The sequence below is a fragment of the Stenotrophomonas sp. Marseille-Q5258 genome (assembly GCF_946900935.1).
Classification (GTDB): Bacteria; Pseudomonadota; Gammaproteobacteria; order Xanthomonadales; family Xanthomonadaceae; genus Stenotrophomonas; species Stenotrophomonas nematodicola.
The window spans coordinates 109,256-123,891 of sequence record NZ_CAMPPN010000012.1; the positions used below are offsets into that span (position 1 = coordinate 109,256).

The window sequence follows — 14,636 nt, forward strand, 5'->3', positions numbered from 1 at the left end:
GGTCGAACTCCGTTGTTGCTTACTTCAGGCTGATGGTGGTGTTGACGCCGTGACCCAGCGTCTCGTCATCGAACCAGCGCGAGGTGATGGTCTTGGTCTGGGTGTAGAACATGACCACCTGCTTGCCGTACGGGCCCAGGTCGCCGAGCTTGGAGGCGCGCGAACCGGTGAAGGAGAACAGCGGCACCGGCACCGGAATCGGCACGTTGATGCCGACCTGGCCGACGTCGATGTCTTCCTGGAACTTGCGTGCGGCCGCGCCGGACTGGGTGAACAGCGCGGTGCCGTTGCCGTTCGGATTGGCGTTGATCAGGTCGATGGCGTCTTCCAGCGTGTCCGCTTCGAGGATCACCAGCACCGGTCCGAAGATTTCCTCGTCATAGATGCGCATGCCCGGGGTGACGCCGGCGAAGATGGTCGGGCCCACGAAGTTGCCCTTCTCGAAGCCGTCCACCTGCGGGTTGCGGCCATCCAGCACCAGCTTGGCGCCCTGCTCCACACCGGAGGCGATCAGGCCTTCCACGCGCTCGCGGGCGGCGCAGGAGATGACCGGGCCGACATCGGTCCCGGCCACGCTGCCGGCGCTCACCTTCAGTGTCTTTGCCTTGGCCACCAGGTCAGGCACCCACTCGCGCGCCTCGCCGACCAGCACCAGGGTGGATGCGGCCATGCAGCGCTGGCCCGCCGCGCCAAAGGCGGCACCGACCATCGCGTTGAGGCTCTGTTCCTTGTTGGCGTCCGGCAGCACCACGGCGTGGTTCTTGGCGCCCATCATGCATTGCACGCGCTTGCCGGCCAGCGAGGCACGGTTGTACACGTGCGTGCCGACGCGGGTGGAACCGACAAAGGAGACGGCCTTGATGTCCGGGTGGTCGCAGATCGCATTGACCACGTCTTCGCCGCCGTGCACGACGTTGAGCACGCCCTTGGGAATGCCCGCTTCCAGCGCCAGTTCGACCAGGCGCATGGTGACCATCGGGTCCTGCTCGGACGGCTTCAGAATGAAGGTATTGCCGGTCGCGATCGCCATCGGGAACATCCACAGCGGGATCATCGCCGGGAAGTTGAACGGGGTGATGCCGGCACACACGCCGAGCGGCTGCAGCAGGGTGTAGGTGTCCACGCCATTGGCGACGTTGTTGGCCAGCTCGCCGAGTTGCAGGTTGCCGATCGCAGCGGCGTGCTCGACCACTTCCAGGCCGCGGAACACATCGCCTTCGGCGTCCGGCACGGTCTTGCCCTGCTCGGCGGACAGGATATGGGCCAGCTCGCTCATGTTTTCGCGGATGAGCTGCTGGTACTTCAGGAAGATGCGCGCACGGGTGCCGATGGGGGTCTTGCGCCAGGTCTTGAAGGCTTCCTTGGCCGCAGCGACGGCGGCGTCCACTTCACCGGGGGTCGCGAACGGCACCTGGGCCAGGACGTCCTGGGTGGCCGGATTGACCACGTTCTGCCAGTGCGGGCTGGCCGATTCGATGAACTGGCCATCGATCAACATACGGATGCGGGGCGCTGCAACAATCATGGACAATCCCGGGGGGTCGATAAGTTGTTGGCATTATTCACAGGGTCAACCTCGATTTCCGGGCTGTATGCGCTTAATCTGGCCAATGCCCGCTACGATTTTTGTGAATCTTGTGAACAGCCAGTCTCCACACCGCCAGATCGGCCTGCGCCTGCTGAAGCTGCGCGAGCAGCGCGGCTACAGCCAGATCGACCTGGCCCGGGCCCTCGGCCTCTCGGCCAGCTACCTGAACCAGATCGAGCGCAACAAGCGACCCCTGACCCCGGCCGTGCAGCAGAAGCTGCGTGCGGTGCTGGGCGATGTCAGCGAGCTGTTCGATGTCGATGAGCCGGGCGCGCTGCAGGATGCCCTCGGCGAGACCCTGCGCGACCTCGGCCTGGACGATGTGAGCAGCACCGAGCTGCGCGCGATGGCCGGCAACCTGCCGCAGATCAGCCGCGCCCTGCTGGACCTGCACCGGCGTCACCTGGCGCTTCGCGAGCATGCTGCCGCGCTGGAGTTCCAGCTGGGTGACGTGCATGCCGGCCAGGCGCTGCCGGCCGGCGATCAGGTGCGGGACTTCTTCAACCGCATGCACAACCACATTCCCGAACTGGACGATCTGGCCGAGCAGTTGTTCGGCGAATGGGGGCTGGTCGCCGGCCACGTGGCGCCGCGCCTGCGCCAGCTGCTGGCCGACCGGCACGGGGTGCTGGTGGAAGTGGCGCCGCTGCAGGCCGGGCGCGAGAAGCGCGTGTACGACGGCGGCAGCCGCACGTTGTGGTTGCCCGACTACCTGGAGCCGGGCCAGCAGGCCTTCCAGATGGCGGCCGAACTGGCCCTGCTGGGGTACGCGGCACAGATCGATGCGGTGATCGCGCGAGCCGGCTTCCGCGAGCCGGAACAGATCGCGCAGGCTCGGATCGGCATGTCCAACTACTTTGCCGGAGCGCTGGTGATGCCGTATGCGCGGTTCCTGCGCGCGGCCGAACACAGCGCCTACGACATCGATGCGCTGGCGCACCGCTTCGGCGTGGGCTTCGAGGCGGTCTGCCACCGCCTGAGCACGCTGGCGCGGCGCAGTGCGCCGGGGCTGCCCTTCTTCTTCATCCGCGTGGACCGCGCCGGCAATGTCTCCAAACGGCATTCCGCCACCGACTTCCACTTCTCGCAGGTGGGCGGCTCGTGTCCGCTGTGGATTGTGTATGAGGCGTTCAATCAACCCGGCCGCGTGCTGACCCAGACCGCGCGCATGCCCGATGGCCGCCGGCACTTCTGGCTGGCGCGCCAGGTGAGCAGCGGCCCGGTCGGGCACGGGCAGCCGCGCAAGACCTTCGCGGTGGCGTTGGGCTGCGACCTGCAGCATGCCGAGCGGTTGATCTATTCGCGCGGGCTGGATATCCAGAGCCCGGGCAACTCGGTCTCGATCGGCCCCGGTTGCCGGGTCTGCCCGCGCGAGGACTGCATGCAGCGCGCGTTCGTGCAGTTGCCCGGGCGCTGAGGCGGCCGGTGCGAGACCTGGGCACCGGTAGGGGTGCCGGTTTCTCCGGGCTCAATAGATCGGGGTGACCTTCATCTGCGGCAGGGGGCGAGGCGCGCCGTCGGTGAGGTCCGGGCCGAGGTCGTCCCAGCGCTGGCCCTGCTCGACCATGTGGTGCCACAGCTGCTGCGATTCGCGTCGCTTGTCCTCCGAACCCAACCGGTAGGACGGCGGCGGCGGTTCGCCGCTGGCCACGCTCTCGTACGCATCGTGCCACGCAGCCACGCGCTGCGCGGGATCGTCGGTGCGCGCGATCTCCAGGGTGTAGCGCTGGTAGGCCGAGGCCAGGTTGCGCCAGCGGATCCAGTAGTGGTTGGCGAAGGAGAAGTCACAGAATCGCTCACCGGCCACGCTGCCCTTGGCGGCGATGCGGCTGAGCACGTCCTGCGGCATGTCCAGATTCATGCCGCCTTCGTCGCCGTGCAGCGAAACGTGCACGATGCGATCGCGATAGCCCGGCGCACGCGCCTGCAGCACATCGCGCCAGTTCTGCATGGTGGAGACGATCGAGAACAGAAAACCGGACATCTCCGCCGCGGCCAGCGGCTTGGCGATGGACTGGTAGCTGCGCTGCCAGCCCTGACGGTTCTCGGTGGGCAGGAACACCGCCCGCTCGATCTGCGCCTGTTCGCCCTGCCCCTCGGCATCGGACAGGAGGACGGCATCGGCGTGGCGCGGATACACCAGGTTGATGCCGAAGGTGGGCCAGCGCGGCAGCGCGGCGTCGAACAGATGGATGGGGAAGTTGCTGCTGATCCCGCCATCGGAGAACCAGCAGACCCGGAACGCGGTGATGACCGGGCCACAGTTCTGCCCGCCACTGGTCAGCCCTTCCATGCTGTCGGCCACATTGCTGCTGTCGCGCCCGGGCGTGGGCGCCGCTGCCGGCTCGCAGCGGCGCTCACGACGCGCCGGCTCGTGCAACGGCACCGCACTGATCAGCAGCGGAAAGCTCAGGCTCATCCGGGTGGCCACCAGCACCGGCAACTGCTCGCCATCGACCAGCCGGTAGTAGTCGCGCCCGTCCACGCGCTGCGGCGCCCCGGCCTGCGCCACCAGCCAGTCCACGACACTGGCCGGGAACAGCTGCAGGAACTCCTCGCGCACGAACCAGAAGTGCGCAGCGCTGAACGGCAACGTGCGCGGCTCGGTATGCGAAACGCAGGTGGTGATCATCTGCAGGCTGATCGCGTGCGCGCCGGCCGGCTCGCCGGCATAGCGCGGTGCCTGGTGCAGGTCACCGAAAGTCAGCGGCCGGTCGGCCGGCAGGCCAGCCAGCGCCTGCAGGCGGGCATGCAGCCAGTCGGTGAGCGCCGGCGTCGATGCATCGGCCTGGGTGGCGCCGCTGCACAGGCCCAGCAGGTTGCGCCGCGCGACCCGCGCCACGCGCAGGGCCGAGGCGAGTACGCCGGCACCGTAGGCGCACAGCAGCGACGGCAGCAGCGTGGCCCAGACACCGTCCACGCCACCGGCCAACCAGCCGATGCCGAGCAGCCCCACCAGCGTGGCCAGCAGCTCCAGCGGCGCGATCGCGAACACCGCCGCGAGCAGGCAGGCGATCTTGCGCGGCAGGCTGGACTTGCCGGTGAGCATCACCAGCAACCGGTAGGCGGTGCGCGCACCGTGCGCGGGCTGGAACAGGCTGTAAATGAAGCCACGCCGCGACAGCTCGGCCGATACCGTGGCCAGGCCCGGAAAACCGACCTGCGCCTCCACCGCCTGGCCGGCATGGCGCCGGCGGTCGCCCAGCGCGGCCGCCGCCGCCACCGCCGCGGCGATGGCGCCTGCCGAGGTGCCGCCGATGTTTTTGAAACGGTACTGCCGGGCCAGCGACAGCACCGCGTTGGGATACACGATGCCGCTGGTGATGCCGCCCTTCATGACCAGATCGCAATACCTGTCCGCCACGCTGCCGTCCTCTGTCCGCCGGTGCGCAGCCGATCCGCGCACCGTCCCCGTACATGGCCCGGAGGGGCCGCCGTATCGGGAGATCGATGACGACAGTATCGCCTGCGGGCTTCTCAGGGCCTGAGAAACCGGCCACGGATCGGCCTATTCGGCCGCGCCGGACTGCGGCACGCGCCTTACCTGGGACAGGTCATAGCCAAGCGCGGCGATGCGTGTCATGGCCTTCTGGTAGTCGGCATCGGAGAGGGTCGGGGTACGCGACATCAGCCAGACATAGTCGCGCTTGCTGCGGCCGACAATCGTCTGCTGGTAGTCCGGATCCAGGTACACGATCACGTACTCGGCCTGGATCGGCCAGATGAACTGCATGCCCCAGACCGCCCCGCCGGTGCCTTCCTTGACCGTACCGATCGGATGCATGGTTTTCACCGGTGCGTCGAAGCTGCCCTTGCGGTAGCGGAAGGTGGTCTGGATGCGGCCGTCCGGTCGCAGCGCATAGGATTCCACCGCATCGTAGGCCTCGCGCTCGGGCCGGCTCGGGATATGCGCAATCACATACCAGTCGCCCATGAAGCGTGGCACGTCGACCTGCGCCACCGGGGGAATGGGGCGGGTATTGCCGCCGCAACCGCCCAGCAGCATGCCGGTGACCAGCAGCGGGATGAAAGCACGAATCGTCATGACGGCGTCCTCGGCAGGCGTGGGGGATCAGGAGCGATCGAACAGGTAGTGCGCCACCTGCCACTGCTGGCCCTGCTGGTAGCCGAACAGCTCCGCACAGGCCATCCAGAACATGCGCCAGCGCTGGTGCCACAGCGGGGCCGCAGCGTCGCCGTAGCACTGGCGCAGCACGGCCATCACCGCGTCCTTCTCGCGGTCCTGGTTGGCCAACCAGTGGTTGGCGGTGCGCTGGTAGTGGGTGCCATCGAGCAGCCAGCGCTGTTGCAGGTGCAGGTGCTGCTGGAAGAACAGCAGCGTGTCGGCGGCAGGCATCAGGCCACCGGTGAAGAAGTGCCGGCCCATCCAGTTGTCGTCGCCGTCCGTCTCGAACGGGTACATCAGCGTGCGGTGCACGAAGATGTGCACGAACAGCTTGCCCTGCGGGGTGAGCCAGCCGTGGATGCGCTGCAGCAGCTGCGGGTAGTTGCGCATGTGCTCGAACATCTCGATGGACACGCAGCGGTCGAAGCTGCCCGCCTCCAGGGTGAGATGGTTGACGTCGCGGGTAAGGACGGTGACGTTGGCCAGCCCCCGCGCCCGGCACTGCCCCAGGATGTACTCGCGCTGGCTGTTGGAGTTGGAGACCGCGGTGATCCGCGCGCCGGGGTAGCGCTCGGCCATCCACAGGGTCAGCGAGCCCCAACCGCAGCCGAGCTCGAGGATGCGCTGGCCGTCGGCGAGCTGCGCGCGCTCGCCATACAGCGCCAGCATCGCCTCTTCGGCTTCATCCAGCGTCTCGTGGCCGGTGGCGTAGTAGCAGCTGCTGTACTTCAGGCGTTTGCCCAGGCAGTGATGGAAGAAGTCCGCCGGAACCTCGTAGTGCTGGCGATTGGCTGCATCCACGTGCAGGGCCACCGCGCTGCTGGCCAGCCCGGCGATGCGGGCGGCGAAGCGCTGCGACTGGGCCTGCTGGCCCTCGGCGAGTTCGTCGCGCAGGCGCTGCTCGCATTGGCGGCGGATGCCCAGGCGCAGCAGCGCGTCGGGCAGCAGGCCGCGTTCGGCCAGGCCGGTCAGGCCGGGGGCATAGTCCGGCAGGGGCAACGGTTCACTGGCGGCATTCACGATGACATCTCCTTGCGGGAGGAAGAGCGGGAGGGGAACCACGGGAACAGCATCGGGGTGGTGCGCTGGTAGTGGCGGTAGTCCTCGCCACGGCTGCGCAGCGCCTGCGCCTCGGTGAAGGGAATGCCGCTGACCCAGCGCAGGAACACGTACATCACCAGCGGACCGGACCACGCCAGCCACCACAGCGGCGAGTGCACGGCCAGCAGCACGTAGGTGAACCAGTGCAGCCATTCGAAGAAATAGTTGGGATGCCGCGAGTAGCGCCACAGACCCTGGCGGCAGGTCGTCCCCTTGTTGGCCGGATCGGCGCGGAAGCGCGCCAGCTGGCGATCGGCGAGCGCCTCGCCGCCCACGCTCAGCAGCCACACCGCGGCCGCTGCGATCAGCCAGCCGACGTGCGTGGCCGGGGCGACCGACACCGCCACGAAGGGCAGCGCGAACAGCACGATCAGCAGTGCCTGGAACTGGAAGAAGCCGAAGATCTTGCCCTGATGGCCGTTCCAATACTGCCGCAGATGCCGGTAGCGGCCGTCCTCGGGTTCGCTGCGGACGCGGCGCCACAGGTGCAGCGCCAGCCGCGTTCCCCACAGGCCGCCAAGGGCAGCGAGGGCGAACCGCGGTGTCGACGCACCCGTGCCGAGCAGGGCAAGCAGCAGCGCCGATGCACCGACACCCTTGGCCCACAGGACGTCGACCACGCCGATATTCTCGTGGCGGCGCTGCCACCACCAGCCCCACGTCATGATCACCGCGGCATACAGCCAGATCACCCACAGCATCTTCATCGTGTCTCTCCCGCAGCGAGGGTGTTGATCGGGTCCACCGGGCGTTGCCAGTGGCGCGCGCACGCGGCCAGCAGCGGCAGGGCGACCGCCCAGCCAAGGCCCAGCACTGCCACGCCGTGCCACGGCGGCGCGGTGAATACCACCGAGGACCAGCCGCGCGCAGCCGACAGATACGCCAGCGGTGCCAGCAGCAGCCCCACCAGTGCGGCCACGCGCAGGTGCCGCTGCAGCACGGCGAAGGACACCGTCAGCGTCATGGCGAAGGCGGCCCACAGCGCGAGAATCCACGGCGGAGCCAGCCATGCCGCATCGTTGCCGGCGGCGTACACCACGCGCCCGGTACCACCCGCCAGGCCATCGACCACCAGCCCGCAGCCGATCGCCACGCCCATCAGCTTCATCTCGACCGATGGCCGCGGCGACCACGCCAGCTGGCTGGCCACGTATGCGGCGGCTGCCAGCAATGCCGGCCACCACAACCCGCGGCCGGCGCCGACCACTGCGCACAACCACACCAGCTGGTTGCCAATCACGTTGGACCAGAAGCGCAGCACTTCAGCCCTCCCCGGCGATCAGCGCAGGCCGGTAGCCGGGGCGCGCCATCAGCAGGTGCGACACGCCGATCGAGCGCTCCAGGAAGCCGCCTTCGCAATAGGCCAGGTAGAACTCCCACATCCGGATGAAACGCGCATCGAAGCCCTGCGCGCGCACGGCGGGCAGCTGGGCAAGGAAGCGGTGCCGCCAGGCCCGCAGCGTCAGCGCATAGGACGGCCCGAAATCGTGCTGACCGATCAGCTGCAGGTCGCTGCTGCGGGTCTTGGCAGCGACGATCGCGTTGATCGACGGAATGAAGCTCCCGGGGAACACGAAGCGCTTGATGTAGTCCACGCTGCGGCGGGCCTGTTCGTAGCGCTGGTCCTCGATAGTGATGGCCTGCAGCAGCGCCAGACCGTCGGGGTTGAGCAGGCGGGTGAGCGTGGCGAAGTACGTGTCCAGGTACTGTGCGCCGATCGCCTCGATCATCTCGATGGAGACCAGCTTGTCGTACTGGCCCTCCAGGTCACGGTAGTCCTTGAGCAGCAGGGTCACCCTGTCCTGCAGGCCGGCGGCTTCCACCCGCGCCTTGGCCAGCGTGTACTGCTCGACGGAAATGGTGGTGGTGGTGACATGGCAGCCGATCTCGCGCGCCGCATACAGCGCGAAACCGCCCCAGCCGGTGCCGATCTCGATGACGCGATCATCGGCGGTGAGCTGCAGCTGTTCACAGATGCGCGCGAGTTTGCGCTGCGAGGCTGCCTCCAGCGTGTCCTCGGTGCTGGCGTACAGCGCCGAGGAATACATCAGGTCCTCGGACAGGAACAGCGAGAAGAACGGGTTGCCGAGGTCGTAGTGCGCGGCGATGTTGCGCCGGCTGCCTTCGCGGGTGTTGCGGCGCAGGCGGTTCCAGCCCTTCAGCAGCCAACCACCGACACGCGCCACGCCGCGCTCCATGCTGTCGAGCAGGTCGCGGTTGCGCACCAGCAGCTGCACCAGCGCGACCAGGTCGCTGCAGCGCCAGTCGCCCCGGATGTAGGCCTCGCCGGCGCCGACGCTGCCCTGCGCGGCCACCGCGCGGTAGAACGCCGGATCGTCCACCCACACGGTAACGCGCAGCGTTGCCGTCGGATCGCCCAGCATCACATCGCCGGCGGCATCGCGCAGGTGCAGGCTGCCACCGCGCAGCGGCGCCAGCTGGGACACCAGGCGATCGCGCAGGAAGCGTTCCAGCGCGGTGGGCAGGGCGGGCAGGCGTGGCCGGGTCATGTCGTTCATGGGCGTTTTCCAGCAAGCGAAGGGTGGTCGTGGACGGGGGTGCGCTTGAGCCACAGGCGCAGCGCCTGCCAGTGGATGGCCGCGACCACCTGCAGGGTCATCAGCGGGTAGCGCAGCAGGACGCCGGCGAGGCCGCGGCGGTCCAGCGGCTGGCGCTGCAGCACCAGATCGGCATCGAACTGGCGCGCACCCTCGCGCCAGACCTGCATGTGCACGTGCAGATCCTCACCCGGCGCGGTGAAGCGCCAGCGGTAGCGGCAGTCCATCGGCATGAAGGGCGAGACGTGGAACTGCTTGTCGAACTCCCATGCCAGCGCGCGGCCGTGGGCATCGGCGGCGGCCACCGGCAGCACGTAGGCGTGCCGCTCTTTCCAGGGCGTGTTGGTGATCTCCGCGACGATGCACTCCAGCGTGGTGCCGTCGGCGGCGTAGCAGTAGTAGAAGCTGACCGGGTTGAACACGTGGCCGCCATAGCGCAGGTGCGCGAGCAGGCGGACCGGTCCGGCCGGCGCGCGGCCGAGCGCCTCGGTCACCCGCGCGCGCACGGCCTCGGCCAGCGGCACGGCCGGGTCGCCGAGGTAGTCGCTGCGGCGGAATTCGGCCAGGTTGCGGCGGCCCACCGACCACAGCCAGCGGCCACGGAACACCTGGTCCAGCTCATCCAGATCCAGCAGCAGCTGCGCCACCGGGTAGCCGAACGCGTGGGCCTGTGGCAGGTGGCGGCGATGCCGCATGCGGCCGCGGTAGATCGCGCTGGCGCTCATGCCGACACCGCCTCGGACAACGGCCAGTACGCGTCGGCATCCAGTGCGTCCAGCGCATCCACCACACGGCGCGCGCTGCGGATGCCGTCCTCATGGAAGCCCCAGCCCCAGTAAGCGCCGGCGAACCAGGTCCGGCGCCGGCCCTGTACCTCGGCCCAGCGCCCCTGCGCGCGCACCATCGCGTGGTCGTGCACGGGGTGCGAGTACTGCAGGCGGCGCAGCACCTTGGCCGGGTCGATCGCCTCGCTGCGGTTGAGCGTGACCACCAGCGGCGTGGGCGTGTCGATGCCCTGCAGCAGGTTCATGCAGTAGCTGACCGTGCACGGTGCCGTCGGCGACGCCGGCACGTGGGCGTTCCAGGCGGCCCACGCCTTGCGGTGCGTGGGCAGCAGCCGGGCGTCGGTATGCAGGACCACCTCGTTGGGCTGATAGCGGATCGCCCCGAGCACGGCACGTTCGGTCGGATCGGCATCGGACAGCATCGCCAGCGCCTGGTCGCTGTGGCAGGCCAGCACCAGCTGGTCAAACCCTTCCAGCCCGGCCGCACTGTGCACGCGGACGCCCTGCGCGTGACGTTCCACGCCGTATACCCGGCACTCCAGACGCTCCCGGACCTGCCAGCGGCGCCGCATCGCGTCGATGTAGCGGGCCGACCCGCCCTCCACCACCCGCCACGGCGCACGGCCACTGACCTGCAGCATCTGGTGGTTGGCCATGAACTGCACCAGGTAGCGTGCCGGGAACGCGGCCAGCGCCGCCGTGGGCGCCGACCAGAGCGCCGAGGCCATCGGCAGCAGGTGCTCGTCCACAAAGGCGCGTCCGTAGCCACCGTCCTGCAGGTATTCACCGAGCGATGGCCCGTCCCCGTCGCTCTGCAGCAGCGCCGGTGCCTCGCGGTAGAAGCGCCGCAGATCGCGCAGCATGCCCCAGAAGCGCGGCGAGACCAGGTTGCGGCGCTGGCAGAACAGCGCATCCAGCGAGGTGGCGTTGTACTCCAGCCCGCTGCGCTCGCTGTGCACGGAAAAACTCATGGTGGTCGCCCGCGTCGCCACGTTGAGCTGCTCGAACAGCGCGGTAAGCAGGGGATAGTGCAGCGGGTTGAACACGATGAACCCGGTGTCCACCGCCTGCGTGCGCCCGTCCACCTCCACCGTATGGGTGTGGGTGTGCCCGCCGAGGTAGTCGTTGGCTTCGAACAGGGTCACCTCGTGGCGCTGCGACAGCCACCAGGCGCTCGCAAGGCCGGCGATGCCCGATCCGATCACGGCGATGCGCATGTCAGTTCTCCGCCTTGGCCAGCACCCACGCCGGCACCGGTTTGAGATCGCGTACCAGGCCCAGCCAGCCCATCACGCGCAGGCCGTACCAGGTGATGTCCACTTCCCACCAGTAGAAGCCCTGGCGCACTGTGCCCGGGAAGAAGTGATGGTTGTTGTGCCAGCCTTCACCGAAGGTCAGCAGTGCCAGCCACAGGTTGTTGCGGCTGTCGTCGGCGGTGGCGAAGCGGCGCCGGCCGAAGCGGTGCGCCAGCGAGTTGATGGTCACCGTGGCGTGGAACAGCACCACCGTGGAGATGAAGAAGCCCCACACCAGCATCTGGCCGCCGCTGGTGCCCCACGACGGCGCGATGCGCTCGAGCACGGCCCCCAGGCCGAACAACGCGGCGGCCAACACGATCGGCACCAGAGTGTCGAAGCGGTCCAGCCAGCGCAGTTCGGGATATTTCGCCAGGTCCGGGATGCGCGCGAAGTCGGTGCGGAACCCTTCGGGGGTGAGGAACCAGCCCATGTGGCTCCACCAGAAGCCGTGCACACGCGGCGAGTGCGGATCGGCCGGGGTATCGGTATGGCGATGGTGGTGCCGATGGTGCGCGGCCCACCAAAGCGGGCCCCGCTGCACGCTGGCCGCGCCGATCACGGCGAACGCGAACTGCACCGCGCGCGAGGTCCGGAAGGTGCGGTGCGCGAAGTAGCGGTGGTAGAAGGCGGTGATCGCGAACATGCGCACGGCATACAGCGCCACCGCGACCCCGACCGCGATCCAGGACACGCCCACCCACAACACCGCCACGCAGGCCAGGTGCATCGCCGCGAACGGGATCGCGCGCAGCCAGTCCACGCGCTGCGCGGCTTCGGGCGCCACCGTCGTGTCGGCACCGGTATCAAACCAGCGCCGCACCGTGGGCCAAAGGCCCCGGCGGGCGGTGCGTCCTGTTGCAGGGGCGGGTCCGGCCGACATATCGCGCATCTCCTGGCGTGCTTGTCAGGAGATACGGGAACAGCGGCCTTCCGGATGCACGTATCCGGAAATAAAGTGCACCTTAGAGGTTGGCGATGTCGCCCTTGGCGATGACCGGGCCGGTCGGGATGCCCTGCGGGGCGCCGCCGGACGGTTCCAGCGTGATCGCCAGCACCGAACCGTTCACCAGCGCATCACGCAGCATGTCCGGTACCGCCACGGTGTGGGCGCGGTTGATCGAGACCAGGCCCAGCGAACGCGGTGCACCGCCCGCCGGGATCAGCCACAGCTCGGGCGCGCGCCCGGCGGCGTCGGCCGGCGCCGGGACCGGCACCATCAACACTTTGCCGTGGGCCTTGTCGACCGAGGCCAGCCAGCCAGGGGAACCGTCGTCGTGCAGCAGCGGCGTGACCGGCCGGGTGGCCTGTTCCGGCTCGGCCGGCGTGGTCGGGGTGACCGCCACCGGCGGCGCTACCGGTGCCACCGGTACCACGTCGCGGCGGGCAAGGACCGCCACCAGCGCGACCACCGCTGCCAGCGCCGTCATGCCCTGCCAGAAGCCGGTGCGCTGCCAGGCGCGCGGTGTGGCGCCCACCGACGGCCAGCCCAGCGAGGTGCGGATACGCGGCCACAGGTGGGCCGGGACGGCCTCGGTGCCGAGTGAGTCGAGCAGCGGCGCCAGCCGGTTTTCCCACTGGCTGACCAGGCGCGCAAAGCCCGGATCACGGGCGATGCGCTGTTCCACCTCGGCGCGCTGGGCGGCATCGAGCACCCCGAGCACGTATTCACCGGCCAGGATGTCCGCGCCGGGTGGTTCGGCGTCATGAGGCATATCGTGGAGATCGCGGACGTTCATCGTTCCAGGCACACCCGTAGTTGGCCCAGCCCACGGCGGATCCAGCTTTTCACCGATCCCAGCGGCGCACCGATCCGGCGCGCCAGTTCGTCATAGCTCGCCCCATCCAGGAAGGCCAGCCGGATCAGCGAACGCCGGCGAGGCTCCAGCGTGTCCAGGCAATCGTCCAGGCGCTCGCGATCGGAGGCGTGCTCGGCCGCCTGCGCCGGCTGCGGCGCGAAATCGGGAATCTCTTCGGCCACCGACAGATCGTCCAGCGGGCGCGGCGGTGCGGCGCGCAGGCGATCGATGGCGCGGTTGCGGGCCAGCGTGGAGAGCCAGGTCATGGCTGAGGCCTTGGCGCGGTCAAACTGCGCGGCCTTGTGCCACATCGTGACGAAGGCGTCCTGCAGCACGTCCTCGGCATCGCCGCGGTCGCGCAATATGTGCAGGCAGATCGCGAAGAGACGGCCGGAGGCCAACTGGTAAACCGATTCAAACGCCTGGCGGTCGCCGGTGGCGACCTGGACGAGCAGCTCATCGAGGCGCCGCGAGGCACCGGTATCGGCAGTGTCCAGCTCGGGCATCGCAGGCTCAATGTCGTCGGGGGAACAGCCGGCATCGTCGTCGCTGCGCGCCTGCCGCGCAAGGGGGCACTCATCCGGCACATGCGGACACCAGCGGTTGCTGCCGCGCGGAGGCCAGCTCGGCCAGCGTTGCCGCGACCGGCGCCTCGGCAAACTCGACGCGCACCTGGGGGTAGCGCCCGTGTTCATCACGCACGTTGCCGGTGCCGGAGAACTGCAGGAGGCGGGGTGTGGCGCGCGCGTAGATCAGGGTCACCGCCGGCACGGCGAAGCCGAACCAGGCATCCAGGCGCATCTGCAGCTGCTCGGCCGGCTGGCCCTGCCAGGTGACCGCACCGCTGCGCTGCAGCTTCAATGGCACCAGCCGCTGGCGGCTGGGCAGCAGGAACTGGAAAGCCACGCTGCGCCCGCCCTGGAGGGCGTCCCAGTGCTTGAGCACGGCCGCGTCGAACCCGGCATCGACCACCGCGTCGGACGGAATCGCGATGGTACGGCTCACGCGTTCGGCCTGCGCGTCCTCACGCACGTACACGGTGCGGGCGGTGGCGCTGCCCTGCAGGCCTTCCTGGTAGCCGTTGCGCGCATCTTCGAACGCGAAGTCCGGGGTCTGCGCACTGCCCTGCGGGGTCATCCATTTGCGCGCGAAGGCGCGTCCGTCCGCGCAGCGGTACAGCACCAGCCGCGAGCGCGCCTCGGGCGGGCCCTGCAGCCAATGGGTCTCGCGGTACAGCAGGCGCCCGCCGGCGGGCGCGTAGGCACGGCCTTCCTGGCGCTGCACCTGCTGGGCAGCGGCTGGCAGCGCCGGGATCAGCACCAGCAGCAGCGAGGGAAGAAGGGTTCGGCGCATGTCCGGCTCCGCAGGGGGGGTCATCGGGAGA

14 protein-coding genes are annotated in these 14,636 nt (G+C 69.1%); 1 reads left to right on the forward strand and 13 read right to left on the reverse strand.

Annotated elements, in window-relative coordinates:
• Positions 1-19 precede the first annotated feature (19 nt).
• A complete protein-coding gene (locus OC534_RS09995; RefSeq protein WP_262071735.1) occupies positions 20-1,525 on the reverse strand; it encodes a CoA-acylating methylmalonate-semialdehyde dehydrogenase in 1,506 nt (501 codons plus the stop codon).
• A 112-nt stretch (positions 1,526-1,637) separates the two neighbouring features.
• On the opposite strand from OC534_RS09995, the gene OC534_RS10000 reads away from it, so the two are divergent.
• Positions 1,638-3,005, forward strand: a complete 1,368-nt coding sequence (locus tag OC534_RS10000; protein ID WP_262071747.1) for a short-chain fatty acyl-CoA regulator family protein — start codon at positions 1,638-1,640, stop codon at positions 3,003-3,005.
• A gap of 51 nt (positions 3,006-3,056) precedes the next feature.
• Here the strand turns inward: OC534_RS10000 and OC534_RS10005 are convergent, their stop codons facing one another.
• The 12 genes from OC534_RS10005 to OC534_RS10060 all read right to left on the reverse strand — a co-directional run bounded on the left by OC534_RS10005 (position 3,057) and on the right by OC534_RS10060 (position 14,605).
• Positions 3,057-4,952: a patatin-like phospholipase family protein gene (locus OC534_RS10005; RefSeq protein WP_287248439.1), complete on the reverse strand. Its 1,896-nt coding sequence runs from the start codon at positions 4,950-4,952 to the stop codon at positions 3,057-3,059.
• 144 nt (positions 4,953-5,096) lie between these two features.
• Positions 5,097-5,594: a lipocalin family protein gene (locus tag OC534_RS10010; RefSeq protein WP_229296577.1), complete on the reverse strand. Its 498-nt coding sequence runs from the start codon at positions 5,592-5,594 to the stop codon at positions 5,097-5,099.
• Between the two features lie 66 nt (positions 5,595-5,660).
• Positions 5,661-6,734 carry a cyclopropane-fatty-acyl-phospholipid synthase family protein gene (locus OC534_RS10015; RefSeq protein ID WP_262071736.1) on the reverse strand — a complete coding sequence of 358 codons (1,074 nt, stop codon included), beginning with the start codon at positions 6,732-6,734 and terminating at the stop codon, positions 5,661-5,663.
• Positions 6,731-7,522, reverse strand: a complete 792-nt coding sequence (locus OC534_RS10020) for a DUF1295 domain-containing protein (protein WP_262071737.1) — start codon at positions 7,520-7,522, stop codon at positions 6,731-6,733. Before OC534_RS10020 ends, OC534_RS10015 begins: the two co-directional genes overlap by 4 nt.
• On the reverse strand, positions 7,519-8,076 hold the full coding sequence (locus OC534_RS10025; protein WP_017357388.1) for a DUF2878 domain-containing protein: 558 nt from the start codon (positions 8,074-8,076) through the stop codon (positions 7,519-7,521). The genes OC534_RS10020 and OC534_RS10025 overlap by 4 nt, the downstream gene beginning before the upstream one ends.
• A 1-nt stretch (position 8,077) precedes the next feature.
• Entirely contained in the window at positions 8,078-9,334 is a 1,257-nt protein-coding gene (locus OC534_RS10030; RefSeq protein WP_262071738.1) for a class I SAM-dependent methyltransferase, read from the reverse strand.
• Positions 9,331-10,098 (reverse strand): DUF1365 domain-containing protein, encoded by a 768-nt coding sequence (locus OC534_RS10035; RefSeq protein ID WP_136006642.1) that lies wholly within the window; start codon positions 10,096-10,098, stop codon positions 9,331-9,333. Before OC534_RS10035 ends, OC534_RS10030 begins: the two co-directional genes overlap by 4 nt.
• A complete protein-coding gene (locus tag OC534_RS10040; protein WP_136006640.1) occupies positions 10,095-11,375 on the reverse strand; it encodes an FAD-dependent oxidoreductase in 1,281 nt (426 codons plus the stop codon). Before OC534_RS10040 ends, OC534_RS10035 begins: the two co-directional genes overlap by 4 nt.
• Position 11,376: 1 nt before the next feature.
• Positions 11,377-12,336 (reverse strand): acyl-CoA desaturase, encoded by a 960-nt coding sequence (locus OC534_RS10045; protein WP_136006638.1) that lies wholly within the window; start codon positions 12,334-12,336, stop codon positions 11,377-11,379.
• Between the two features lie 82 nt (positions 12,337-12,418).
• On the reverse strand, positions 12,419-13,168 hold the full coding sequence (locus OC534_RS10050) for an anti-sigma factor (RefSeq protein ID WP_229296574.1): 750 nt from the start codon (positions 13,166-13,168) through the stop codon (positions 12,419-12,421).
• Positions 13,169-13,188: 20 nt separating this feature from the next.
• Positions 13,189-13,758 (reverse strand): sigma-70 family RNA polymerase sigma factor, encoded by a 570-nt coding sequence (locus OC534_RS10055; protein WP_262071739.1) that lies wholly within the window; start codon positions 13,756-13,758, stop codon positions 13,189-13,191.
• A gap of 70 nt (positions 13,759-13,828) precedes the next feature.
• Positions 13,829-14,605: a hypothetical protein gene (locus tag OC534_RS10060; protein WP_017356866.1), complete on the reverse strand. Its 777-nt coding sequence runs from the start codon at positions 14,603-14,605 to the stop codon at positions 13,829-13,831.
• Between the last annotated feature and the right edge of the window lie 31 nt (positions 14,606-14,636).